This is a genomic window from Paenibacillus sp. 37 (assembly GCF_008386395.1).
In the GTDB taxonomy this organism is placed as follows: Bacteria; Bacillota; Bacilli; order Paenibacillales; family Paenibacillaceae; genus Paenibacillus; species Paenibacillus amylolyticus_B.
The window spans coordinates 2,860,223-2,882,084 of the sequence record NZ_CP043761.1; the positions used below are offsets into that span (position 1 = coordinate 2,860,223).

The following is a 21,862-nucleotide window of genomic DNA, read 5'->3' on the forward strand; positions in this document are numbered from 1 at the left end:
ATACTAATTGAATATGAACTCGGCAATCAACCCGTGGAATCGGGACGTCGGAGTAGAGGAGGCAGCCACATTGGCAAAAGCAAAAGTAGCAAAAAGACCTACACGGGATGAATTCGAACTTGAAGAGTTGGGAAATCAACTAGTTGAAGCTTTTCGGGAACGTTCGGAAGTACTGTTGACCGTATGGGGTAAGGAAGATCAGGTGCAAGGAGTCATCGTCAAAATGGACTCCCGTACACGACTTGTGCATGTAGAGTATACCGAAGAAGAGTTCACAGCGAAGGTGCCTTTTCTGGATATCATGCGTGTGCAATCTCCCCGGTACTGAACGAAAAAAAACAGCTTTTGAATAATTAGGGCATCCGCCCTGTCAAAGTCGTTCTTCCTGCATAAGATAACCCATACCTGTTGCAGAGGAGGTACGGTCAATGAGCGAAGTATTAGGTGGAGAAACAAGAGGCTACGGATACGGAGGTTTCACTTCTGTAGGTGCCATTCTGGTTCTGTTCATCCTGTTGGTTATCATCTCCAAAGCGTTCTTGGTATAATTGCATATCTCTAAAGAATGAAAGAAGCTCTGCCATTGCGGCAGAGCTTTTTTGTACGTTCAGTCCTTGGCGAATTTTGTAGAAAATCGGTGTAAGTCCTGCTGACGTTATGTTAGAATATAACCATCCCTAGAGAAAGAAAGAGGTGTTTTGATTATGAGCCAAACGTTAACAGAATCTTTAAATGAACAGATGAACTTTGAGTTTTATTCTGCTCATGTATATCTGGCTATGGCAGCCTATTGTTCCAGCAAAAGTCTGGATGGATTTGCGAACTTCTTCATCGTGCAAGCGGAAGAGGAGCGATTCCATGGCATGAAAATATACAAATTCCTGAATGATCGTGGACAACGTGCCACACTTGAGGCTTTGCCAGAACCGAAGAATGAATATGCTTCGATGCTGGATGTATTTGAGCATGGTTATGCTCATGAACAGCAAAACACGAAAAAATTCTACAATCTGGCTGACATCGCTCTGAATGAACGTGAACATGCAACGATGTATTTCCTGAAATGGTTCATTGATGAGCAGGTTGAAGAGGAAGCTTTGTTTGACAATATTATTCAGAAGCTGCGCCGCATTGAAAAAGACAGCAATGCCTTCTACATGCTGGATGCCGAGTTTGGCAAACGTTCGTTCACTGCTCCTGCTGAATAAATGCACGTAGGGACTCGATAAGATTCCAGCGTCAAAACACCATTTACATACAGCATGAGGTAATGATCCTGAAAGCAATGGGGGCAATCTCCTTGCAAGGGATGATGGTTTGATGCCATATGCTGATTGAAGACAAAGAAGCCTGCACTTGTGCAGGTTTTTTTGCATGCATAGATATTTAATGATTGTATTGATTTGCTTGAATTGGAGTAAAGGTCTATCAAAATTCTGAATGTGGGTAATAGAGGATATGTCACATTTGATCTATCCTGACGGGATCTTATTTTGCGCAAATCTATCAAATTCGTATTAAATTTTAGGTTTATCTGACAAAAGTGTAACTCTACCGTAGCCTTTGGAGCGAGAACAGGAGCCACTATCTTTGATAGTATTAGGATTAATCGCCAAGGGATGAAGGTAGAAAAACATGGACACCCGGGGAAATATAACACACAAGGGAGACTTTTAATTATGCTACATATTCGTAAATCTATCATGGTCACACTTGCTATTTTACTAATCATTCCACTATTATTGCCGCAGTCGGTATCTGCCAAATCAGCTGCATCCAAGGATGGTGCAAGCAAACCAAATTCAAAGATTATATACCTGACGTTTGATGATGGGCCAACCGCTCATACGGGTCAGTTACTGGATATTCTGGATCAATATCATGCGAAGGCAACGTTTTTCATGCTGGGACCTCAAATGGAGCAATTTCAGAAGGCTACCAAACGAATCGTAGCTGACGGGCATGGATTGGGTCTGCATGGTGTGACTCACGTTCCAGGCAAATTCTATAAATCTGCATATAGCGGATTGAAAGAGATGCAACAGGCCAATGCAAGTCTGAACAAGGTTGCCGGAGTTAAAACAAGTCTCGTGCGGACGCCATATGGTAGTAAACCTTATCTCAAATCGGCATTCCGTAATGTACTGCTGGGCCAAGGTGGATTCCATCTATGGGATTGGAATGTCGACTCGGAAGACTGGAAATACAAGAAAGATCACCAGAAAGTCTATAACAGTGTAATGAAGCAGATCCACAATGTGCAAAAGAGCGGAACAACACCTATTGTGCTTATGCACGACCAGGAAGCAACGCTGAAAGTATTACCGCAAGTGTTAAAAACTTTGAAGGCAGAAGGGTATCGTTTTGAAGTATTAAGCAAAAAAGTGCAGCCGGTTAACTTCTGGAACGACAAGCGTTAATCTTTTTAATTTTTAGATTGGCTACAACGGAGGAGGTACACATCATGAAGAAACAACCATTATGGATCACGATTCCAGTAACGACAGCCGTTTTACTTGCTCTGGCAGGATGTGGCGGACCGGATTCAAATGCAGCATCATCAGAGAATAGTTCTTCATCAACGACAACAGTCGGTGAGCAGACCGAGACCGGCAGTGGTGGTGCTGATTTCTCTAATGAAAATGAAACAGGAACCAAAGAGAATACGGGCACAACAGATAATGAAGACACATCTGGATCCAAGACAAATGACAACCAAGTTGCCACTGGTCAATCAGGTGTGAATGATGTGATCAAGCAAGTTCGCAACCAGTTGAAGATGAAGGATGCGGCGTTACCCACTTCATTCACATTGGACAAGGGTACATCTTTGAGTGCAGCAATACTGTCCAATACTGCTGATGCATTTAAGGTGAACTTCTATGCTACCACTCAGTCTGTTGCCATTAATGATCAATCTTTAACGGCATCCGACAGTAAGATTCCTGTACTGGCTACCTATGAAGTGAAGACCTATAAGGACCCGAATCAGCCAGAAATTTTCCCTGAGACGGACCTGAAAGATATTCCAGCAGATATGGCTGTGGATCTGGGACATGGCATCAAAGGTATGAGTGAAGGTGCCGCAGGCAGTCAATATCTGACTTGGCAAGAAGGTAGATGGACGCTGGAAATTCGTTCGGTATCCGAAGATGAAATGAATAATCCGGGTATAGCGAAGAAAATGGTGGAGTACCTGGAGTCACATACCTTGCCTGTACCCAAAGATAAAGGGTATATCAAGGTTGAATATCCAAGTGGTGGACAGTCTGTTCATGTAACGATCTCATGGCAGGACGGTAACCAAATTCATCAGCTAATGACCGATCGAGTGCCATTGGAAGCTCTTGGTATGGTTGTATCTGTGAAATAAATCTTGAGTGTTTTACGGATATTCTGCAATGTAGAAGAGATGAGTGTGGGATGGTTACGATACACCTAAAAAAGCTTGGCCCAGGAAGAAATTACTGAGCCAAGCTTTTTATTTTGAGCATGTTATCGCAGCTTATGTAGCCGGGGTACATGCTTATTTTTGTTTCAATGGGTTAAAGCGGTGCTTTCATTTGAACCACCCTTTTTCCTTGGAGCGAGTGATGGCCTCAATGCGGTTACTGGCATTTAACTTGTTGAGAATAATGGAGATGTAGTTACGCACCGTGCCCGTTGTGATGAACAGATGCCCGGCGATTTCCTTGGTGTTTTTCCCATCTGCCATGAGGCCTAGTACGGCATTCTCCCGTTCTGTCAGGGGATTTTCTTCTACGTAAGCTTCATCTACCAAGTCGGGAGCGAAGATGCGTCTGCCATTCATAACTTGGCGGATCGACTCGGCAAGTTCTTCAATTGGACTGTCTTTGAGCAGGTAACCACGGACACCGCCCTTCAGGGCCCGTTCGAAATATCCGGTCCGGGCAAAAGTGGTCAGGATAATGACCTTACAGCTCATTCCTTTGAGTTCTTCTGCAGCTTCAAGGCCGCTTTTCACGGGCATTTCTATATCCATCAGACAGATGTCTGGTGCAAGCTCCTGGACAAGGGCAAGGGCTTCCTGGCCGTTGCTGGCACGTCCGACGACTTCCATATCTTCCTCCAGATTGAGGAGGGAGGACAAGGCGCCGAGCATCATGCGCTGATCTTCCGCGATTACAATTCTAATCATGATTCTGCCTCCTTTATCGGTTTGCGAACGAGTTTCGGAACATGAATAATGATCGCTGTACCCGGGATGTCTGCCGCAGAGCGAATATCCAGACAACCGTTCACAAATTCAAGTCGTTCCTTCATGCCCAAAATTCCTGTTCCGCGCCGATCCTGTTTGCGAGTTCGTTCTATTCCAACACCGTTATCTTGAACGGTTAATACATTATCCGCTAGTGTTTCTTTGATGATGATAGTACAGGTTGTTGCCTGACTGTGTTTGACGACATTCGTGACAGCTTCTTTCAAGCACATACCGAGCACATTTTCATTTAATTGTGACGTATCCTGTAATTTCGGATTACCTTCCAGCACAAATTCAATCGAAGCGGCCTTCAGAATCTGCTCCGCCCGGAACAGTTCATCGACCAATTGTGTACCACGCATGGTGGTGACCATTTCCCGGACTTCCTTCAGAGCTGTACTTGCCGTTTGTCTGAGGTCGTTCAATTCGATCTCGGCCTGATCGGGATTATTGCGGAGCAGCCGTCTCGCCAAATCGGTTTTCAGACCGATCAGAGAGAGCTTCTGTCCAAGTGTATCGTGCAGGTCACGAGCGATACGCTGGCGTTCTTCCATTTTTACGAGATCATCAAGTCGCTTGTTCGCATTCTCCAATTGGCCTTCCAAATGTTCAGTTTTGTTTTTGTTATACGTACTGATGGGAAGCAGAATGGAGGCCATCAAGCTGATGAATACAAACGGGAGTTGGCTCACGAGCAGAGAACTCTGATTAATGAAACCGTAATTAATGGTTACGAAACTGGCTCCCAGGTTCACCGAATAGAGGGTGAAGAAACCGGCTTTATTTTTAATATTCCCAATAAAAAAAGCAAGAAACAATGAGAAATAGGCATAATCATAGGCAATAGTCATCGTAATGGATATGGCAATAAGTAGTCCAATCCACATGTACACCTGCCAGCCCTTGGTGATGAAGGCGAGCAGATAACAGACGAAGAAAACGAGGATGATGATGATGCCAGTTACCAACGTCCATAATTTGGAATATTGTGAAATGAAATAGAAGGGCAGGATGAAAAAGGCGAGCCACACATAAAGATTCAATCCTGTCTTTTTATAAAAATTTTGCATCCACTTTTGAATGTAATTCTCCTCCTTGCACTTGTACTCAACTTTAGCATGACTGTAGCATGACTATAGCTTGAACACAAGAAAACGAATCCGACAGAGTTAAGGCTTCTCTGTCAGACCCGCTGGATTGGTTACTCGGATAGGCGGTTGAACATACGGCTTGCGGGACAAGTTTTTGAGCTGTCTGAAGCTAATAAACTGTTTAGAATCTTCATCCCACAGACGGAAGCGCAGGGCAACCAAACTGGAACGTAGTGTAATAGTAGTTGCTTTTTGCAAAGGTGGTGTTGCGTTATGTGCTTCTTCCAAGAAATAGTTAGGTACACGTGGGCTCAAGTGATGCACATGGTGAAACCCGATATTACCACTGATCCATTGCAATAATTTTGGCAATTTGTAATAAGAACTGCCTTCAACAGCTGCTTTTACATAACTCCACTCATCTTCATGTTCAAAATACGTCTCTTCGAACTGATGTTGGACGTAGAACAACCAGATACCAAAGAAACCGGAGAAGAAGAAGATAGGTGCCTGCACCATTACAAAAGCCTGCCATCCGACTAACCAGGACATGAATGCATAGAGTACTACGATCAATACGGTAGTGAGGTGTGTATTGATACGTTCTTTACGTCTAGCACCTTTGCGGTTAAAACGATAAGCCAACAGGAACACGTAAATGGGTCCGATACAAAACAATACAAACGGGTTACGATAAATCCGATAGAAGAGACGACCCCAAGGAGAAGCTGCTTTGTATTCGTCGACCGTCATAACCCAGATATCACCTACACCACGTTTGTCAAGATTACTGCTTGTTGCGTGATGGATAGAATGCTCGTTTTTCCACTGCTGATAGGGTGTAACTGTCAATACACCAGTAATGGTACCGAGAATATCATTGGCGCGTTTGCTCTTGAAGAATGAACCATGACAGCAGTCATGGAAAATAATAAAGGTCCGCAGTACAAATCCGGATGCCACCAAGGCAATCGGGAAGGTCAGCCAGTAGGAAATCGATAAGCTAAAGTAAGCTGCAGCCCATAACAAGAAGAGCGGGAGCAATGTATTGATTAACTGGCGGATACTTAGTCTGAGATCATTTTTTTCGTAAGGGGTAACTTCTTTTTTTAAGGCCATTTCTTTTGATCTGTTCATAAAATTGTGTCCTCCTTCAATCGTTATAACTGTAATCAGTTACAACTTGGCGTTTCCCGGTAGACTTTCCTGTAGGAAGCGTTTTTATCATTGTAAAACAATCCGAACATGACAGTAAGTCATAAACGTCAGCCTTCTGTAATGACGAATATCAATGACGGACCATGACATTTGTCATGGGTGTATGATACTCAATAGCTCTGCAGCAGACAGAAGAGCAGGTTTTACTAATTCCTTTGCACAAATTACGCAACAATTTGTATTATGTATACAAATTTTGTTGTGAGCATGGTAAAATCTATCCTTGAGTGATTATGACAACTTATGAGACGGGTCGATTAGGTTGATTTCTGATGGATTGGATGGAATGCATAATGAAGAAACGAATTACGGATATCCTATTTATTATGGCAGGTGCATTTCTGTTTGCACTGGCGGTGAACCTGTTTGTCATACCGAACGATTTGGCTGAAGGCGGCGTCACAGGTATCACGATTATTTTGTATTACCTGTTTGAATGGTCCCCTGGACTGATGAACTTGATCCTGAACGGCATTTTGTTAATTGTGGGATATCGGTTTCTTGACAAAACGACTACGGTATATACGATTATTGCGGTGGTATTCAACTCGTTGTTCCTGCACCTGACGGAGAGTTGGACGATTGCATCGGATGAACTCTGGATCAATACCATTTTTGCCGGAGTATTTGCCGGTCTGGGTATTGGCTTGATTGTTAGAGTAGGAGGCACAACGGCGGGAACAGTGATCCTGGCCCGACTTGCCAACAAATATCTGGATTGGAATATCAGTTATGGACTTCTGTTCTTTGATCTGATTGTGGCTTTCTCCTCATATTTCATCATTGGACCACAAGGATTAATGTGTACAATTGTCTTGCTGTTTGTTGGAACCAAAACAATGGAGTTCATTATTGAAGGGCTCAATCCGAAAAAAGCAGTCATGATTATCTCTTCCAAACAGGATGAAATCGCGAAGCAAGTCATTGAGAAGATGGATCGCGGAGTAACCGTCCTGTCCGGTCATGGCTATTACACAAAAAATAAGAAAGAAATTCTATACATTGTGATTAGCAAGCAGGAAGTTTCTATGCTGAAGAAGATTGTACGAGCAGAAGATGAGATTGCTTTTATCACCATTCATGATGTGCGTGATGTTTTCGGTGAAGGATTTATTGAACTCTCCAAAACTTGATGAATATGTATATAAGGAAGAAAGGAGTTGCGGTGAAATATCACCGCAACTTTTTTGATAGGTTAATGGTATCCGGTATTAATCTAGTTCAATAAGAAAGAACCCTTCTCCAAAGAGAAGGGCAAAAGAGTATTAGTAATGTCTTCTTTTTTTGACTTCACAATATTCAACAGTGACATGACAATGTTTTTTACACTTTGTAGGGACATATTTAACTTTGGTAACACAGGTTTTCGTAATTTTTTTGTAAAAACACTTTGGTCTTGGATGATGACACTTATGATGTTTTCTATACATATTAAAACCTCCCTGATCGTGATAAGGTATTCTATGAGCGTGTCACTGTTTCGGAAATGTATAAACGTCTATTATTGTATAATAATCCCTTTATTAGGCTTTTGTGTTATAGATGGAGGTGTAGTTCTTTCTACTAAAAGAGTGCAATGACAAAAAGCTGTACACCCACCAAACACGATGATATATTGAATTTAATCAATTTGTTAATAAACCTAACTAACTATAAAAGGAGGCGATAACATGGCTGGCACACCGCAGTATATCCGCAATCTGAATGAAAATCTCATTATGGATGCCCTCATAACTCAGGGAACCATGTCGAGAGCGGATATCAGCCGTCAGACAGGACTTAGTAAACCAACGGTGTCTCAGGCGGTCGAACATCTGATTAACCGTAATCTGGTAAGGGAAATGGGGCCAGCTGACAACGCTCAGGGTCGAAAAGCAACGCTCATTCGTTTCAATGAAACGGCTTATTATGTCTGTGGCATAGATATCGGCGCAACACGTATTCGGATTGCATTATCCGATCTGAATGGAGAGATCATCGCCTATCGGACACATCCCATGGTTGTCCAAGAAGCTCATGAGCGAACAGATTCGACAGCGACGATGCCGGAGCTTCTTCGAAGCCATATGAACGAACTGCTTGATGAAAATCATCTGAACTGGGATCAGATTCAGTGCATCGGGTTCGGTATACCAGGCGTAGTGCTGCCTGGATCAGGGCGTATCCATCGTATTGTGGACCCTTTAGCGGGTCTGGAAGAAGCTTTCTCTCTAGAGTCGTTGTCAGGAGCTTTTCCCTGTGAAGTGATTCTGGAAAATGATGTGAATCTTGCGGCGCTTGGGGAGTATCGGAGTGGTGCAGCAGCAGAATATCCCTTGTTTGTTTTTTTCTCCATCGGTACAGGGACGGGTGCTGGTATCATGGTACATGGCCAATTGCTTCGAGGTTTAGGCGGCTTAACTGGAGAGATCGCAGAGATGCTGGTGGACGATGGCCGGCGTCTGGAGGAAGTGCTGTCCGCTGATGGTCTGATGCAACTGGCGAAAGATTATCAAGATCAGCATGATGAACTATTATTGGAGGTTGCTGATTCGGGTGCAGATGATCTTCACAGACACCTGACTCCCGAGAAGTTATTTGAAGCTGCACGCAGTGGAGAAGTAGAGGCGTTAGACATTCTACAACAATACAGCCAGAAGATTGCTTCCGCTCTGCGGCAGATTAGCGTTGTGCTTGCCCCAGATCTCATTGTGCTTGGCGGAGGTATAGGAGGGAACGGTGATGTGTTATTGCCTTTACTGAGGCAGATCATCTCTGAGCAATTCCCGGTGCAACCACAGTTAATCTGTTCCAAGCTTGGTGAGCAAGCTGTTGTTACTGGTGCAGTGCAGGTAGCCATACAACAAACGATGCTGAACCTTCAGCAGGAAGCCATGGATTAAGACATTGGATATACAACATGTGAGGAGGGAAAAGGTATGACAGAATCCGTGAAAAACGTAAGTAATAATTATCATTCCAATCAGGATGGTACGGTTGGAGGTGATCCATCCGGCTGGATTGCAGGTATTGACATTGGAGGCACCAAAACATTAATGCTCTTGTCATCACAAAAGGCTGGAAATGAAGTTCATGAACGAATCTTGCCTACGCTTGCCAGTGATCAGCCGGATGAGTTCTTCCGATGGTTATTCGCTGAATTGGAAACATTCTGCCGCGAAGTTGGATGCAGTCTGGATCAACTTAACGGTGCAGGTTTGGGATTCCCTGGTGTGATTCTGCAAGAGGAGGGAATACTGCGAAATGCTCCGGCTTTTCAGTGGCCTGAGCTAGATATTCGCCCTGTTATTGCGAAGTATTACAGAGGGAATATCATGTTGGATAATGATGTGAATATGGCCGCAATGGGAGAGTATGATCAAGGGGCAGCACAGGGACATCAACACTGTGTAATGGTCACGGTTGGAACAGGCATTGGATCTGCTCTTATCCTGAATGGACAGCTCTATAGCGGCCAGAATGGAGCAGCAGGTGAGATTGGGCATTTCATTGCAGGTGAGGAAGGGCTTCATACCGGTTATGTTGCGGATGCGGATTCCTTTGGCGTATTTGAGCAAGTGACTTCAGGTACGGGAATTACCGAACAGGCGAGGCGTTATTTTGCTGCTGGAAAGGGAAGTTCCTTATCCCTGATCATGAGTCTGGCAGGAGGGGAAGCGGAACAGATTGAAGCCAGGCATGTATTCAAAGCAGCCGAGTCGGGTGATCTTGCCGCCCTGGAGATTCTGGAACTACCCATGCGTTATATGGCTAGAGGTCTGGCGAATATTACGGCTTTACTCAATCCTTCCATTATAGTGATCGGTGGTGGCGTGGCTGCATCCAACCCATCCTATTATCTAAATGAAGTGCGCACACGCCTCCAACGTTACACCGTTCTGCCTACACTTTTAGCTGTAGCTGAACTGGGGAACAAAGCAGGAGCAATCGGGGCATTGGCTGCAATCAGGTCGAGTCTAGCGCACACATATCAATAGAGAATAGGTCAAGCTACTATAGAATTAAAGGATGGAGATCCGGATGAGAAGTAGACATATGAAGGCTTACACAGAGAAAACAAAAGCCGATTCCAATGATGCAAAACGTGTTTTACTCCAATTGCAGGGCCTATATCTGTTTATGGGGCTTGCCGGGGGGATGTTTAACCCGTACATTAATCCCATATTGGTAACACAAGGGTTTTCCAGTAAAGAAACCGGATTTATTATGGCGTTTGGCACACTTGTATCCATTATTCTTCAACCTATATGGGGAATTCTGGTAGATAAGTTTAAAAAGACACGGTTCGTACTGGTGATAAGCCTGCTTGTTCCTGCATCGTTAGCGTATTTCTACAATATTCAAGTGTACTTTATATTAATATTGATTTATACTTTATGCACTATATTCCAAGTGACTCAAATACCCGTGGCTGACTCCTATGCGGTTACAGCCGCGAGAGCCGCGAACACCTCATATGGCATGATCCGACTCTTCGGCAGCATAGGAACGGGAGTTGGTGGATTTGCCGCAGGGATGTATCTCTCCCAGTTTTCCATTCACATGTTATGGCTGCCATTTCTCCTGTTTAACATTCTGAGCGCTATACTGGCAAGTACACTCCCCCGGCAGACGAGCATATCCTCGTCCTCGGTAACCTTCTCCGTAGGTTTGGCAAGATTGCTCCGAAACCGGACATTCCTTCTATTTCTAACAGGTTGTTTCCTGGTTAACCAAACGCTCACTGCGTTTAACTCCTTTTTTGTTATTTCATTTCAAATGGCTGGTGGTTCGGTGACCATGACGGGTACAGCACTGTTGCTGGCGTCAATTACTAATGTTCCATCCATGTTGGCAGCGGCATTCATACTCCGAAAATGGGGACATGAACGGACGATGCTGCTTGCAGCTGGGGCGTATATGTTACGTTGGGGAATACAATGGCTATGGCCGACACCTGAGGTCATGATTGGCGTTCAGGTGCTGCATGGGTTGTCCTTCGGATTCTTCTATATCGCAGCAGTCGAATATGTGGCTTCGGTTACGGGGCGGGAAATGCAGGCCACGGGACAAAGTTTATTTAACATGGTGTTTGCTGGCCTGGGCGGAATTGTAGGTAATATGCTTAATGGATATTTACTCGATTCCGGCGGTCCATCACTGATGTATCTGGCTTGCACGATCAGTGCGGCACTAGGATCAGTGATTCTGTATATCGTCAGCAGGCAGGCCAAAGAACAGAGAAGAGCATACTCATTAGAATAGAGATGGAAGGAGTTGGAGCCTATGAAAGTAAATCTGAAGCGGAATTGGCACACCAAGTTGATGTATTCGTATTTTCCTATTTTTCTGCTTACGATTTCCATTCTAATCTTTCTCTCCTTCCTGATTGTCAACGAACTCTCACGTAACGAAACACAAAAAGCCGACATGATCTCCACCCGCTATATCGTGGATACACTGGAGCGCTCGCTAAGCGACATTGAACTTCGGTTACTTGAAGACATTGGTGCAAACAAAACATATAGTCGCTTTCTGGAAGCTGGACGGGGACAATTATCGAGTCAGTTCATCTATGATGCGGCAAGTGGGTTCGGACGTATGCTGGATCAGCAGGATATGATTCAATCCATTTATCTCTATCGTATGTCCGATTCCCAGATTCTTACGCCGAGAGGCATGATGCGTTTGGAAGATTTTGAAGATCGTGCCTATATTGAGCAAGCCTTGAAAGATCGGGAGAACCTCGGTTGGAATCTGCCACGTGATTATAAGGAACGTTCCTTCGACGTACCTTCACAGGTGATTAGTATGAATAAGTGGCTTCCGTTACCGTGGGGCGGGGAAGGTCTGCTCGTCATTACCATCCGCATGTATGCAGTAGAACGGCAGATTGATAACATGACGAATGAAAAGTTATCTGTTCTTCAGGTTCGGGATAAGAGCGACAATCTGATCTATACCGCGCATCAAATGGACCCTTCAGCAGGCGAAATCCTTAATCGTGTGACTGCGGACAAACTTGGTCTGGTCTTTGAGAGCGGTATTCAATCCGGACAACTGTATTCATGGGTATCCCTTGTCTCTTATGTGTGGATCGGTATTGGTTTATTAACAATTGTTGGTGCGGTGGCTGGACTAATCTACATTACTCGCAGAAATACACGCCCCATTCAGCTGATCATGAATCGAATTCAGGCGTTACAGCCACGTGCCGAGGAGGATGAAGCAGCTCCATCCGTCAAAGATGAACTGGCACTCATCGATCGTGCGCTGGAACATTTGATTGCTCAAACGGTTGACTATGAGAAACAACATCATGAAAACTTACTGATTCATCGCAGACAGTTGCTTGTTGATCTGATGGAAGGAGAGCGAATGGATTCATTCCGTCACCGACTTCGCCATCTGCAACCGCTAGAGGAACGATTCATGGAACCGAAGAGTGTTGCTGTCCTCATTGCGGAGATGAATGGTGACGATCTCTCGACCAATCAGAATATTCTGAAGATTGCGCTCATGAACGTAGTGGAAGAACTTGTGCAGAATGAGACCCAGTTCGGCGGTTGGGCTGAATGGTTTGGGAACCGCAGGCTTATTGTGGTGATTGCATCGGATGAGCAGGAAGGACTGGACCGTGAATTGCTTATGGATCTGGCTAAGCAGATGCATATGTGGATTGCGGAACACTTCCGACTCCGGTTTACCTTTGGCATTGGACGAACCGTATCGGGCTGGGAGGAGATCACTCGATCCTATGCGAGTGCAGATGCGGGTTTGCAGCATAGACTTACTCTTGGTAAAGATGCCATCGTTCTCAGTGAGCAACTACCGGATCGTATTGAGCTGAAATCGTACAAGTATTTACAAATGCTCGCAGACTTTGTCCGTGAATTCAGACTAACCGGTGATGGTTGGCGGATTCAACTGGATCAGATGTTTGTTGCGTTCAGCGAAGATCAGATTACAGATAACGATATTCGCATGTTGCTGCAGGCGTTAATCCAGATGTTGTCCCGTGAATTCGGGGAGCTGTCTGAGCGGTTGCAAAGCCAATTTGCCGAGGGAATTCTGACTCGTCTTCGTAGTGATATCCAGCAGGTGGAGACACTGGAGGGGATTCAAGAAATTTTGCAGGAGTGGCTTAAAGAGGTTTATCGCAATTATGTATCTGTAAATGAAACGAAAAGTCATCGCGCGATGATCAACGAGCTGCGGATTTATATTGAAGAGCATTTTGATGATCCGGATCTTTCGCTGAAACATCTGAGTGATCGGTTCCAGATCTCGGGCAAATATGCGAGTTATCTGTTTAAGGAAGAGTTTGAGATGAAGTTTGTTGATTTTCTGGTGAAACTGAGGGTCGAAAAGGCCTGTCGTCTGTTGTCTGCATCCGATATGGCTGTTCAGGATATTGCTCTGCAAGTGGGTTATGCCAATGCCATCTCCTTCGGCAGAGTATTTAAACGGATTATGGGCGTGACACCAGGGGACTACCGCAAGCAGAGTGGAAAACAAGGGGATCAATAATGATATTGGTCGTGTTAGAACACCCGTTAGCGGGTGAAATCCAATCATCTTAGAGATATCTATGAAATCTCCTGTATGAGGGAATAAGGTTCGTACCTTATCGTCCTTTGCAGGAGATTTTTTTGATGTTCAACCACAATCTTAGGCCAGTGTAACTGGTATGTTGTTAAGGAATTTTACGAATGTCCTATACTAGCATTATGACAATCCATAGATTAATAGGGCAGGAGTGAAGATGATGTACAAATACGGACAGCAAGTATGGGGATCAGTAGATATCAGTAAAAGGGTTACCATTACAGCAAACAACAACACATTTACATTTCATGTAGATGACTCGTCATATACGATAACTATACCTGTTGGTACCTATACGACAAGTCAACAAAGGCATGAATCCGAACTTATTCAGGTCATTTCGAAGGCAGGGGCGGCTCAGAGCATTCCTGTACGATTTATTTTGGGCGGAATGCATTATGATGAGAAGTATAATGTATTGATTTTGGAACATACGGACACAAGCAACGAACATGTGATGGATCAATTTGCGGGAAATGCCATCGATACGTTGTTTGGTCAAATGAAGTTTAATCTTCCGCCAAGGAATTAGTGCGTCGAATCGTTCTACACGTGTTGCTAAACAAGGAGATCACATAAGATGTGGTCTCTTTTTCATTTTTTGAAGAGAGATTTAATGGAAAAAAGATTATTGCAAGCTGGGTGATTCCAGATTGTCTATGAGAAACCAAAATGAATACAACACAATATGTTATCATAGTTAACATATAAGGTGTGAAAATTGTATATTGTCAGGAAATATGTTTATATTTCGCGGTATTTAACTTAAAAAACGTGAATTTCACATTTTGAAAATAGTTTATTGTCTAAATATCAGATCTTATGTAATGATTAGTGACATTCACAGGTGCAACAAAATGGGATGAACAAAGTGGAGTGGCAATCATGTGAATCCATTCAGAGAGTGTGCGAAAGGGGAAAGGTCAAATGAGATTATTTCAAAGACGTAAGGCAAGCAAGGCAAGTTCAATCCTCGCAGTGGTAACAGCATTCACTCTATTATTATCTGCATGTTCATCAGGAAGCGAATCAACATCTTCATCAGGAGAGTCGGGTTCGGGGGAAAAAACGACTTTGAAAGTGGAAATCTTCGATCGGGGAAACACTCCGGCGGGCTACACCATTTCGGACAGTTATCTGACTCGCTTCATTCAAGAGAAGTTTGGTGATCCAAACAACATCGATGTTCAGTTTGTTCCCGTACCACGCTCGGAGGAAGTACAGAAACTTAACGTTCTGATGGCGAGTGGCTCTGAAGTTCCTGATATTGTCTTCACCTACGATTCGGGAACATTCAACCGGTATGCAGAGCAAGGAGGTCTGACCGAACTTACGGATCTGATCAATCAAAGTGGTCCTAACCTGAAGAAGTTCCTCGGAGATGAAACGTTGGCCTACGGTCAATACGATGGTCAACAGTTTGCGGTTCCAGGTAAACGTCTTGTACTTGGCAAGTACGCATCTTATGTTCGTCAGGATTGGCTGGACGCACTCGGATTGCCTTCACCTGAGACAGCTGAGGAGCTGCATACCACACTGAAGGCCTTTAAGGAAAAAGATCCGGGTAAGGTTGGCACAGGACTTATCCCGATGGGGATGTCCATTGCCTCGGCTCAATATGAACCACTGATCTGGTCATTCATTGAACCGCTGACGGAAGAACAGAAATATACATTAACGCAACAACTGGGTTCCAATGACTATCCAACGTTGTTGCCTGGTTTCAAGGAAGCCCTGAAATATATGAACACACTGTATAATGAAGGATTAATGAGCAAGGACTTTGGACTCGACAAAGACAAGAAAAAGCTGTGGGAAGATGTATCTAACGGCAAAGTTGGATTCTACACCGAGGATGCCGGGGAGATTTATATCTCCGGTACGTACAAAAACCTGCAAACCAATCAACCTGGTGCAGTGATCACACCAATTGATGCATTCAAAAACTCCGAAGGCAAATTTGCCAAACCGGCATATGCACCCAATGCGATGTATGTCATGATTCCGAAATCGAGCAAAAATGCGGAAGCAGCGATGAAGTATCTGGATTGGATGGCTTCAGGCAACAACCTGTTCGACCTGCAATTCGGTGTTGAAAACGAGAACTACGAACTTGTGGATGGGGTACCACTGATCAAAGATGATGCTTCTCCTGAAATTGCAGGCCGTATCTATAATTCTGGTGACATTGCCATTATCGTGAACGGTAAATACGTTGGGGATGACAAGAAAAATGAAGAGGCCTATGTCGTTCAGGTAGAGTCGAAGTATCGGGATGATATGCGCAAGTCGGTAGCCATTTCCAACACGGACACCATTCAACCGGTACGCTTCTCCAAACCGATTGATGCAGAAGCGCGTTACGGTAACGGCCTGAAAGACAAGTTCATGGAATTTTTCGTGAAAACAACCATTTCCAAACCCGCTGATTTTGAAGCCACGTATGACAGCATGATGAAGGACTACATGGCGAGCGGTGGCCAAGCAATCCTCGATGAACGTACAGAAGCTTACAAAGCGATGAAATAAGTAGAGTAGAGATCACATCCAATGTGTATGACAACAAAGAACAGGGATTTCATTAGGGCGATGGCAACATCGCCTTGATGAAGAATCCTGAATGACATGGGGGGAAGGTTTATGAAAACAAGCATCTATTTCCGCAGAAACTGGCAACTATATGCGCTGCTCCTACTGCCCATGATCTACTTCATTATTTTTAAGTATGGGCCAATGTATGGCGTGCAGATTGCGTTCAAGGACTTTAACTTCTTTCAAGGGATCGCCGGTAGTGAGTGGATTGGCTTGGATGCATTCAGAGAAGTGTTTCAAAACCAGGGATTCTACACGGCATTACGCAACACGTTAGTGCTTAACATGCTGGATCTACTGGTCTCCTTCCCGGCACCACTTATATTAGCCATCTTATTGTTTGAGCTGAAGAAGGCCTGGTTCAAAAAGTTGGCACAGACTTTACTGTACATTCCTCACTTTATTTCGTGGGTCATAATTGGAGGGATCGTACTTCAGGTATTCGGTACGCAGTCCGGTTTCATCAACAATATCTTGATGAGCATGGGATTTGATCCATTGCCATTCCTTTCAGACAAAAACTATTGGCTCTTTACGTATCTTGCGGTAGGCGTGTGGCAGAGTGCAGGCTGGGGTACGATTCTGTATCTGGCATCCCTCACGGGCATTAACCGGGAACTCTACGAAGCCGCAGAAGTGGATGGAGCAAGTCGGTTACGCAGAATCTGGCACATCTCCTTGCCAGGCATCAAAACAACGATTGTTACCTTATTGATCATCAATGTCGGCAACATGATCTCTATCGGCTTTGACCGACCGTTTATTATCGGTAACGTGGCTGTACGTGAATACTCGGATGTGCTCAGCACGTTTGTCTATCGTGTCGGTTTACAATCTGGTCAGGTTACGCTCGCAACAGCTGTAGGTTTGTTCCAGGCTTTAGTTGGACTTGTCTTCATACTCGGAGCAAACTATACGTCCAAGAAATTAACCGATGAGAGCATTATGTAGTGGATTGAATCACATATGATCTGTAAGGAGTGAGTGGGATGTCTGAAAACACGGCGAATCGAATATTCAACACGGTAAACGTCATTCTTATTATCATTACGATGGTGCTGTGTCTTGCACCATTCATTCATATTATTGCGATCTCGCTCAGCTCGAACCGGGCGATCGGTTCAGGAGAAGTTTCCTTTTTCCCCAAAGAGTTATCCTTTGAGGCATATACCAAAGTATTTGCAGATGGATCGATGATTCGCTCTCTCATCTATACCGTTTGGCTGACCGTCCTGAGTACAGTGCTAAGCATGGCGATGACCATTGCAGCGGCATATCCACTGGCGAAGAGTAACCTGAAGGGGCGCAAGTGGTTCATGCTTGTTATTGTGGTGACGATGTTCTTCAGTGGAGGTATTATTCCCGAGTACATTCTGATCAAAAATCTGCATCTACTCGACAGCTCATGGGGACTCATTCTGCCGGGATTGATTAGTCCGTTTTATATGATCATTCTCATTACCTTCTTCCGAGGTATTCCAGAAAGTCTGGAAGAAGCAGCGGGCATTGATGGAAGCAGTCACTTCGGAACACTTATGCGCATTATTTTGCCACTCTCTCTTCCGGTTATGGCAACACTGAGCCTATTCTACGCTGTAGGACGCTGGAATGGTTTCCAGGATGCACTCATGTATATTACGAAGCCTGAACTATACCCTTTGCAATTGAAATTGTATCAGATGATTCAGCAAAACCAGATTACAGAACTGATGCAGAACGAAGGTATTGGTGCTGTTCAAGTCTTGCCTGAGAGTCTGAAAGCAGCCAGCGTTATATTCTCCACGTTACCGATCCTTCTGGTGTATCCATGGTTGCAGCGGTACTTTATAAGTGGCGTAATGGTAGGTGCTGTAAAAGGTTAATAGAGGTTGTTCAAAAAGTTCACTTTTGATTACGAATGATGCCTAGTGGCATCATCAGCATCGAATATGAAATTCAGCCGAAATAAGCGGGAGGCTTACGAAGTATGTTTCCTTTAGAAACATTGTAGTTGCTCACGTAGTTGTCCTACGCTCCGCTACTCCATTTCTAGCTTAATTCCATCTTCTTGGTACTGAAAACTGATCTTTTTGAACACGCACCTATAGTCTCGGGAGGGCGTATGACATGACACAAAGAATGGTAGAGAAGATGTCAAAAGAGCAGCAGTACCTTGTAAATCAGTCCATGTTGATGATGGATAGCTTCTATGACAAGGAATTGGATCTGCTTCGCAGTTTTGAAGAGGAGGATTCATCGCAGCACAGCACACGAGCCAGCGCACATTATGCGCTAGGGTTGTTGATTCGAGATGAGCCTGGTGATGTGGAACGCGCGATACGGGTGTTCCACAAGGTGCTCGATGTTCAATATGACGCTCCGGATGAAATCTATCACGGAACCTTCGCGACCCGGCCAAATGATGTGCATCCACCAGCGGGTCACTATGCTTGGAAATCTTTTGCGCCAGGCACGGCCTATTTCCTGGAACGCACCTTTGAGAAGGTGTCTGCGCAGTTTATCCATAAATTACAGGAAGATGGATCTCTGCTTACAGAGACGGCAGATTCCAAACAACTGAAACGCCTGTTTCATTCGGCAGTGAATCAGGTCCTGCCACCGGTCTGGATCAGTTATGATCCCAACTGGCGCGAGTTTATCGCTTGTGTCTGTGTGGTCGTAACTGCCGAATTCGCCGAACTTATGCCGGAGACACTCATGAAACGGATGGACCATGCGATGGAACTGGCTGTTCAAGGGTCAATAGAACGGAGGTTATCCGACGTAATTCCAATGAACACGAATATTGAGTTGATGCATATTTTCATCACCCACTATTATGGCCATCGCTTGAACCGAACAGAATGGATTCAGCATTCGGATGAACAGGCAGAGGGATTGATGATGGAGTTTGAACAATACAACGGTACATTCGCGGAATTCAATACGACAACGTATTTCGGGGTGGATCTGTCCGTGCTTGGCATGTATCGAAAGTATGGACTCACCCAACGTTTAGTTGAAATTGGACACCGGATCGAACACGGGCTGTGGAATAACATTGCGCTATATTACAATGCCAACCTGGAGAATCTCTCCGGCCCATTCTCTCGGGCGTACGACATGGAGATGCGAGAGCATAGTTCGATCGGTGTATTTATCTATCTTTTGCTTGGTGAAGGGTATGAATATCTGGCAGGAATCAACTGTGAGTCAGGTCATGATCCACTGATTGCGCTCCTTGGGGTCGATGTGCCCGCAGAAGCCGTGCCGTATTTCAGGACTCATCAAGCGGATCGGCTTGTGCAGAAACAGTTCATGGAACTGTGTGAGCGCAATGATCCAACGTCCAATCGGAATTTGTGTACAGCCAAAGCTTGGATCGGTGAGGATCGGATGATTGGGGCCATGTCGGGAAGTGTGAATACGAATGGACAGATGCATCCAGCTACGATCCACTGGCAGATAGAGACGGGGGAGCGTTATTATCTTCGCTTGATCCGCCGTGAGGTAGGCGAGGGGTGGAATAGTCATCTGCGGGGATTGACGTTTGATGCGGATCTCACGCCAGATTCGTTAACCATTGATGTCGCATTGGATACAGAGGAAGAAATCGAAGTTTATTTTGAAATCAGAGGGCCTTCCCTTCGTCAGCAGGATATTACGCCAGCCTTATGGCAGTTCCCTGGACTTACGTGTACCGTGAAGGCTGAAGCGCCTGAACCATCCGTATTAATGTATGTGAATCATGCGGAGATCATCTATCGTTATGTACCTGGAAAGACTGCGAACAAGATGAGATTTGAATTGACCATACATGAAGATAACGGATAGAGGAATGAATAGGTATATAAGATGGACTGAACATTTACACGAGAACGAAGAGTGCAGAACCGATCTGAAGAAGCGGAGCGTTCGCCTGAAAGCTTTCTGCAAGAAAGCTGCATCGGAAGCATAAGCTATCTCCGGATTTTTCCCTTTGGAGAAGGGGATCAAAAAAATCTGGGGATAACAGCGATCGGAAGATGGCACTGCAATTGGAGTGATCTAGTGTAAAGTTTATTGGTTCAACTTATATAGATAGAGATAAATGGAATATGAATAGGGATGAAATGAGAGACAGGAGGACCAATCATGTACACGGACAAGCAGGAATACTCGTTTTCAACATGTTGGAACATCAAGCGTCATACGACCGGACAAGGCATGATTGAAGAGATCAAATCTCTTGGATTCAGACAGGTGGAATTGAATTATAACGTTACGGAAGAGATGCTGCAGACGATAGAACCGATGATTGAACGGGGCGAGATCGGTGTATCCAGTGTGCATAATACATTCCCGCATGTGCCTGATCCGGATTATGGGACGGATTCCGTCCTGCTCGGATTCGATGATGAGCCGCGCCGTAAACGAGCGATTGAACTGTTACTTCGCTCAGCCGAGTACGCACATCGTTATGGCGCCAAGGCTGTTGTTGTACATCCGGGTGAGGTTCCGTTTGAATACAATATAGATGAAGCATTGAAAAAGATATACCACGATCAGGGGCCGGACTCCCCGGCGTATCAATCTTTATGGCAAGAGATGTTGGAGAAACGGGAAGATGGCAGCGCACATTACCTGAGTCGGATTCAGGAGAGTCTGGAAGAGGTATGTGACTTGTCTGAGCAGCGAGGATACGGGGTGAATTTCGGTATTGAGACCCGTTCGCGCTGTTATCAGATGCCGACTTTGCACGAAGCGGGAACGATTATTGGACGCATGAAGGGCGCGCCGCTTGGTCTCTGGTACGATATTGGTCACGGCATGATGATGGATCGAATGGGACTGTACGATAATGTACGTGAAGCTAACGCGTTGATTGATCACGTGGTTGGCGTGCATATTCATGAAACCGTAGGGTTGGCAGATCATTGGTGTCCATATATTCATAGTAAAGACATGACCTTTTTTGATTCATTTTTGGATATTATTGATCGTTCGCCGGTGAAAGTATATGAGCTGAAAGCCGCTTGTACACCGGAAGAAATTGATGAAAGTCATGGAATAATCACGGCTCGTATTGCTGAACGTCATGCGGCGCGTCAGCGCGGATAAAGATCACATGCTTCAAACATGAATGCACCTTATAGGAAAGTAAACCAACAGATAGAGCGGTTCAGAACAAACC

At 44.7% G+C, this 21,862-nt stretch carries 19 protein-coding genes; 16 read left to right on the forward strand and 3 right to left on the reverse strand.

What is annotated here, in order from left to right; all coding sequences use genetic code 11:
- The first annotated feature begins 70 nt into the window (after window positions 1–70).
- The 5 genes from F0220_RS12920 to F0220_RS12940 all read left to right on the forward strand — a co-directional run bounded on the left by F0220_RS12920 (window position 71) and on the right by F0220_RS12940 (window position 3,373).
- The gene (locus F0220_RS12920) at window positions 71–328 is read left to right on the forward strand and encodes a YolD-like family protein (RefSeq protein ID WP_036608707.1); all 258 of its coding nucleotides are present in this window, start codon (window positions 71–73) and stop codon (window positions 326–328) included.
- 100 nt (window positions 329–428) lie between these two features.
- Entirely contained in the window at window positions 429–548 is a 120-nt protein-coding gene (locus F0220_RS12925) for a hypothetical protein (RefSeq protein ID WP_017688846.1), read from the forward strand.
- 156 nt (window positions 549–704) lie between these two features.
- Complete coding sequence (locus F0220_RS12930) at window positions 705–1,208, forward strand: ferritin (RefSeq protein ID WP_036608705.1); 504 nt, start codon at window positions 705–707, stop codon at window positions 1,206–1,208.
- 471 nt (window positions 1,209–1,679) lie between these two features.
- Window positions 1,680–2,420 (forward strand): polysaccharide deacetylase family protein, encoded by a 741-nt coding sequence (locus F0220_RS12935; protein WP_105598390.1) that lies wholly within the window; start codon window positions 1,680–1,682, stop codon window positions 2,418–2,420.
- 44 nt (window positions 2,421–2,464) lie between these two features.
- On the forward strand, window positions 2,465–3,373 hold the full coding sequence (locus F0220_RS12940; protein WP_105598391.1) for a hypothetical protein: 909 nt from the start codon (window positions 2,465–2,467) through the stop codon (window positions 3,371–3,373).
- A 186-nt stretch (window positions 3,374–3,559) separates the two neighbouring features.
- On the opposite strand, the gene F0220_RS12945 is transcribed toward F0220_RS12940, so the two are convergent.
- The 3 genes from F0220_RS12945 to F0220_RS12955 form a co-directional block, all read right to left on the reverse strand.
- Window positions 3,560–4,159 (reverse strand): response regulator transcription factor, encoded by a 600-nt coding sequence (locus F0220_RS12945; protein WP_036608692.1) that lies wholly within the window; start codon window positions 4,157–4,159, stop codon window positions 3,560–3,562.
- Complete coding sequence (locus F0220_RS12950; RefSeq protein WP_105598392.1) at window positions 4,156–5,304, reverse strand: sensor histidine kinase; 1,149 nt, start codon at window positions 5,302–5,304, stop codon at window positions 4,156–4,158. Before F0220_RS12950 ends, F0220_RS12945 begins: the two co-directional genes overlap by 4 nt.
- Window positions 5,305–5,391: 87 nt before the next feature.
- A complete protein-coding gene (locus tag F0220_RS12955) occupies window positions 5,392–6,450 on the reverse strand; it encodes a Delta(5) desaturase DesA (RefSeq protein WP_105598393.1) in 1,059 nt (352 codons plus the stop codon).
- A gap of 374 nt (window positions 6,451–6,824) precedes the next feature.
- Here F0220_RS12955 and F0220_RS12960 point away from each other — a divergent pair, with 374 nt between their 5' ends.
- The 11 genes from F0220_RS12960 to F0220_RS13010 all read left to right on the forward strand — a co-directional run bounded on the left by F0220_RS12960 (window position 6,825) and on the right by F0220_RS13010 (window position 21,789).
- Window positions 6,825–7,664 (forward strand): YitT family protein, encoded by an 840-nt coding sequence (locus F0220_RS12960; protein WP_062834072.1) that lies wholly within the window; start codon window positions 6,825–6,827, stop codon window positions 7,662–7,664.
- A gap of 537 nt (window positions 7,665–8,201) precedes the next feature.
- A complete protein-coding gene (locus tag F0220_RS12965; protein ID WP_105598394.1) occupies window positions 8,202–9,413 on the forward strand; it encodes an ROK family transcriptional regulator in 1,212 nt (403 codons plus the stop codon).
- A 36-nt stretch (window positions 9,414–9,449) separates the two neighbouring features.
- A complete protein-coding gene (locus tag F0220_RS12970; RefSeq protein ID WP_105598395.1) occupies window positions 9,450–10,508 on the forward strand; it encodes an ROK family protein in 1,059 nt (352 codons plus the stop codon).
- 43 nt (window positions 10,509–10,551) lie between these two features.
- Window positions 10,552–11,775: an MFS transporter gene (locus tag F0220_RS12975; RefSeq protein ID WP_223199933.1), complete on the forward strand. Its 1,224-nt coding sequence runs from the start codon at window positions 10,552–10,554 to the stop codon at window positions 11,773–11,775.
- A gap of 21 nt (window positions 11,776–11,796) precedes the next feature.
- Complete coding sequence (locus F0220_RS12980; RefSeq protein ID WP_149846563.1) at window positions 11,797–14,040, forward strand: helix-turn-helix domain-containing protein; 2,244 nt, start codon at window positions 11,797–11,799, stop codon at window positions 14,038–14,040.
- A gap of 235 nt (window positions 14,041–14,275) precedes the next feature.
- Window positions 14,276–14,650: a hypothetical protein gene (locus tag F0220_RS12985; RefSeq protein ID WP_146118049.1), complete on the forward strand. Its 375-nt coding sequence runs from the start codon at window positions 14,276–14,278 to the stop codon at window positions 14,648–14,650.
- A gap of 395 nt (window positions 14,651–15,045) precedes the next feature.
- Window positions 15,046–16,647 (forward strand): extracellular solute-binding protein, encoded by a 1,602-nt coding sequence (locus tag F0220_RS12990; RefSeq protein ID WP_105598398.1) that lies wholly within the window; start codon window positions 15,046–15,048, stop codon window positions 16,645–16,647.
- 111 nt (window positions 16,648–16,758) lie between these two features.
- Window positions 16,759–17,661: an ABC transporter permease gene (locus F0220_RS12995; RefSeq protein ID WP_017688833.1), complete on the forward strand. Its 903-nt coding sequence runs from the start codon at window positions 16,759–16,761 to the stop codon at window positions 17,659–17,661.
- Between the two features lie 38 nt (window positions 17,662–17,699).
- Window positions 17,700–18,572: a carbohydrate ABC transporter permease gene (locus tag F0220_RS13000; RefSeq protein WP_105598399.1), complete on the forward strand. Its 873-nt coding sequence runs from the start codon at window positions 17,700–17,702 to the stop codon at window positions 18,570–18,572.
- 244 nt (window positions 18,573–18,816) lie between these two features.
- Window positions 18,817–20,523, forward strand: coding sequence for a DUF8769 domain-containing protein (locus F0220_RS13005; protein ID WP_105598400.1), 1,707 nt, complete (start codon window positions 18,817–18,819; stop codon window positions 20,521–20,523).
- Between the two features lie 300 nt (window positions 20,524–20,823).
- A complete protein-coding gene (locus F0220_RS13010; protein WP_105598401.1) occupies window positions 20,824–21,789 on the forward strand; it encodes a sugar phosphate isomerase/epimerase family protein in 966 nt (321 codons plus the stop codon).
- Window positions 21,790–21,862: the final 73 nt, after the last annotated feature.

Excerpts from the sequence above, each read along its gene's own strand:
- F0220_RS12925 (WP_017688846.1), top strand. The coding sequence starts at position 429 with ATGAGCGAAGTATTAGGTGGAGAAACAAGAGGCTACGGATACGGAGGT.
- F0220_RS12930 (WP_036608705.1), top strand. The coding sequence starts at position 705 with ATGAGCCAAACGTTAACAGAATCTTTAAATGAACAGATGAACTTTGAG.
- F0220_RS12935 (WP_105598390.1), top strand. The coding sequence starts at position 1,680 with ATGCTACATATTCGTAAATCTATCATGGTCACACTTGCTATTTTACTA.
- F0220_RS12940 (WP_105598391.1), top strand. The coding sequence starts at position 2,465 with ATGAAGAAACAACCATTATGGATCACGATTCCAGTAACGACAGCCGTT.
- F0220_RS12945 (WP_036608692.1), bottom strand. The coding sequence starts at position 4,159 with ATGATTAGAATTGTAATCGCGGAAGATCAGCGCATGATGCTCGGCGCC.
- F0220_RS12955 (WP_105598393.1), bottom strand. The coding sequence starts at position 6,450 with ATGAACAGATCAAAAGAAATGGCCTTAAAAAAAGAAGTTACCCCTTAC.
- F0220_RS12960 (WP_062834072.1), top strand. The coding sequence starts at position 6,825 with ATGAAGAAACGAATTACGGATATCCTATTTATTATGGCAGGTGCATTT.
- F0220_RS12965 (WP_105598394.1), top strand. The coding sequence starts at position 8,202 with ATGGCTGGCACACCGCAGTATATCCGCAATCTGAATGAAAATCTCATT.
- F0220_RS12970 (WP_105598395.1), top strand. The coding sequence starts at position 9,450 with ATGACAGAATCCGTGAAAAACGTAAGTAATAATTATCATTCCAATCAG.
- F0220_RS12975 (WP_223199933.1), top strand. The coding sequence starts at position 10,552 with ATGAGAAGTAGACATATGAAGGCTTACACAGAGAAAACAAAAGCCGAT.
- F0220_RS12980 (WP_149846563.1), top strand. The coding sequence starts at position 11,797 with ATGAAAGTAAATCTGAAGCGGAATTGGCACACCAAGTTGATGTATTCG.
- F0220_RS12985 (WP_146118049.1), top strand. The coding sequence starts at position 14,276 with ATGATGTACAAATACGGACAGCAAGTATGGGGATCAGTAGATATCAGT.
- F0220_RS12990 (WP_105598398.1), top strand. The coding sequence starts at position 15,046 with ATGAGATTATTTCAAAGACGTAAGGCAAGCAAGGCAAGTTCAATCCTC.
- F0220_RS12995 (WP_017688833.1), top strand. The coding sequence starts at position 16,759 with ATGAAAACAAGCATCTATTTCCGCAGAAACTGGCAACTATATGCGCTG.
- F0220_RS13000 (WP_105598399.1), top strand. The coding sequence starts at position 17,700 with ATGTCTGAAAACACGGCGAATCGAATATTCAACACGGTAAACGTCATT.
- F0220_RS13005 (WP_105598400.1), top strand. The coding sequence starts at position 18,817 with ATGACACAAAGAATGGTAGAGAAGATGTCAAAAGAGCAGCAGTACCTT.
- F0220_RS13010 (WP_105598401.1), top strand. The coding sequence starts at position 20,824 with ATGTACACGGACAAGCAGGAATACTCGTTTTCAACATGTTGGAACATC.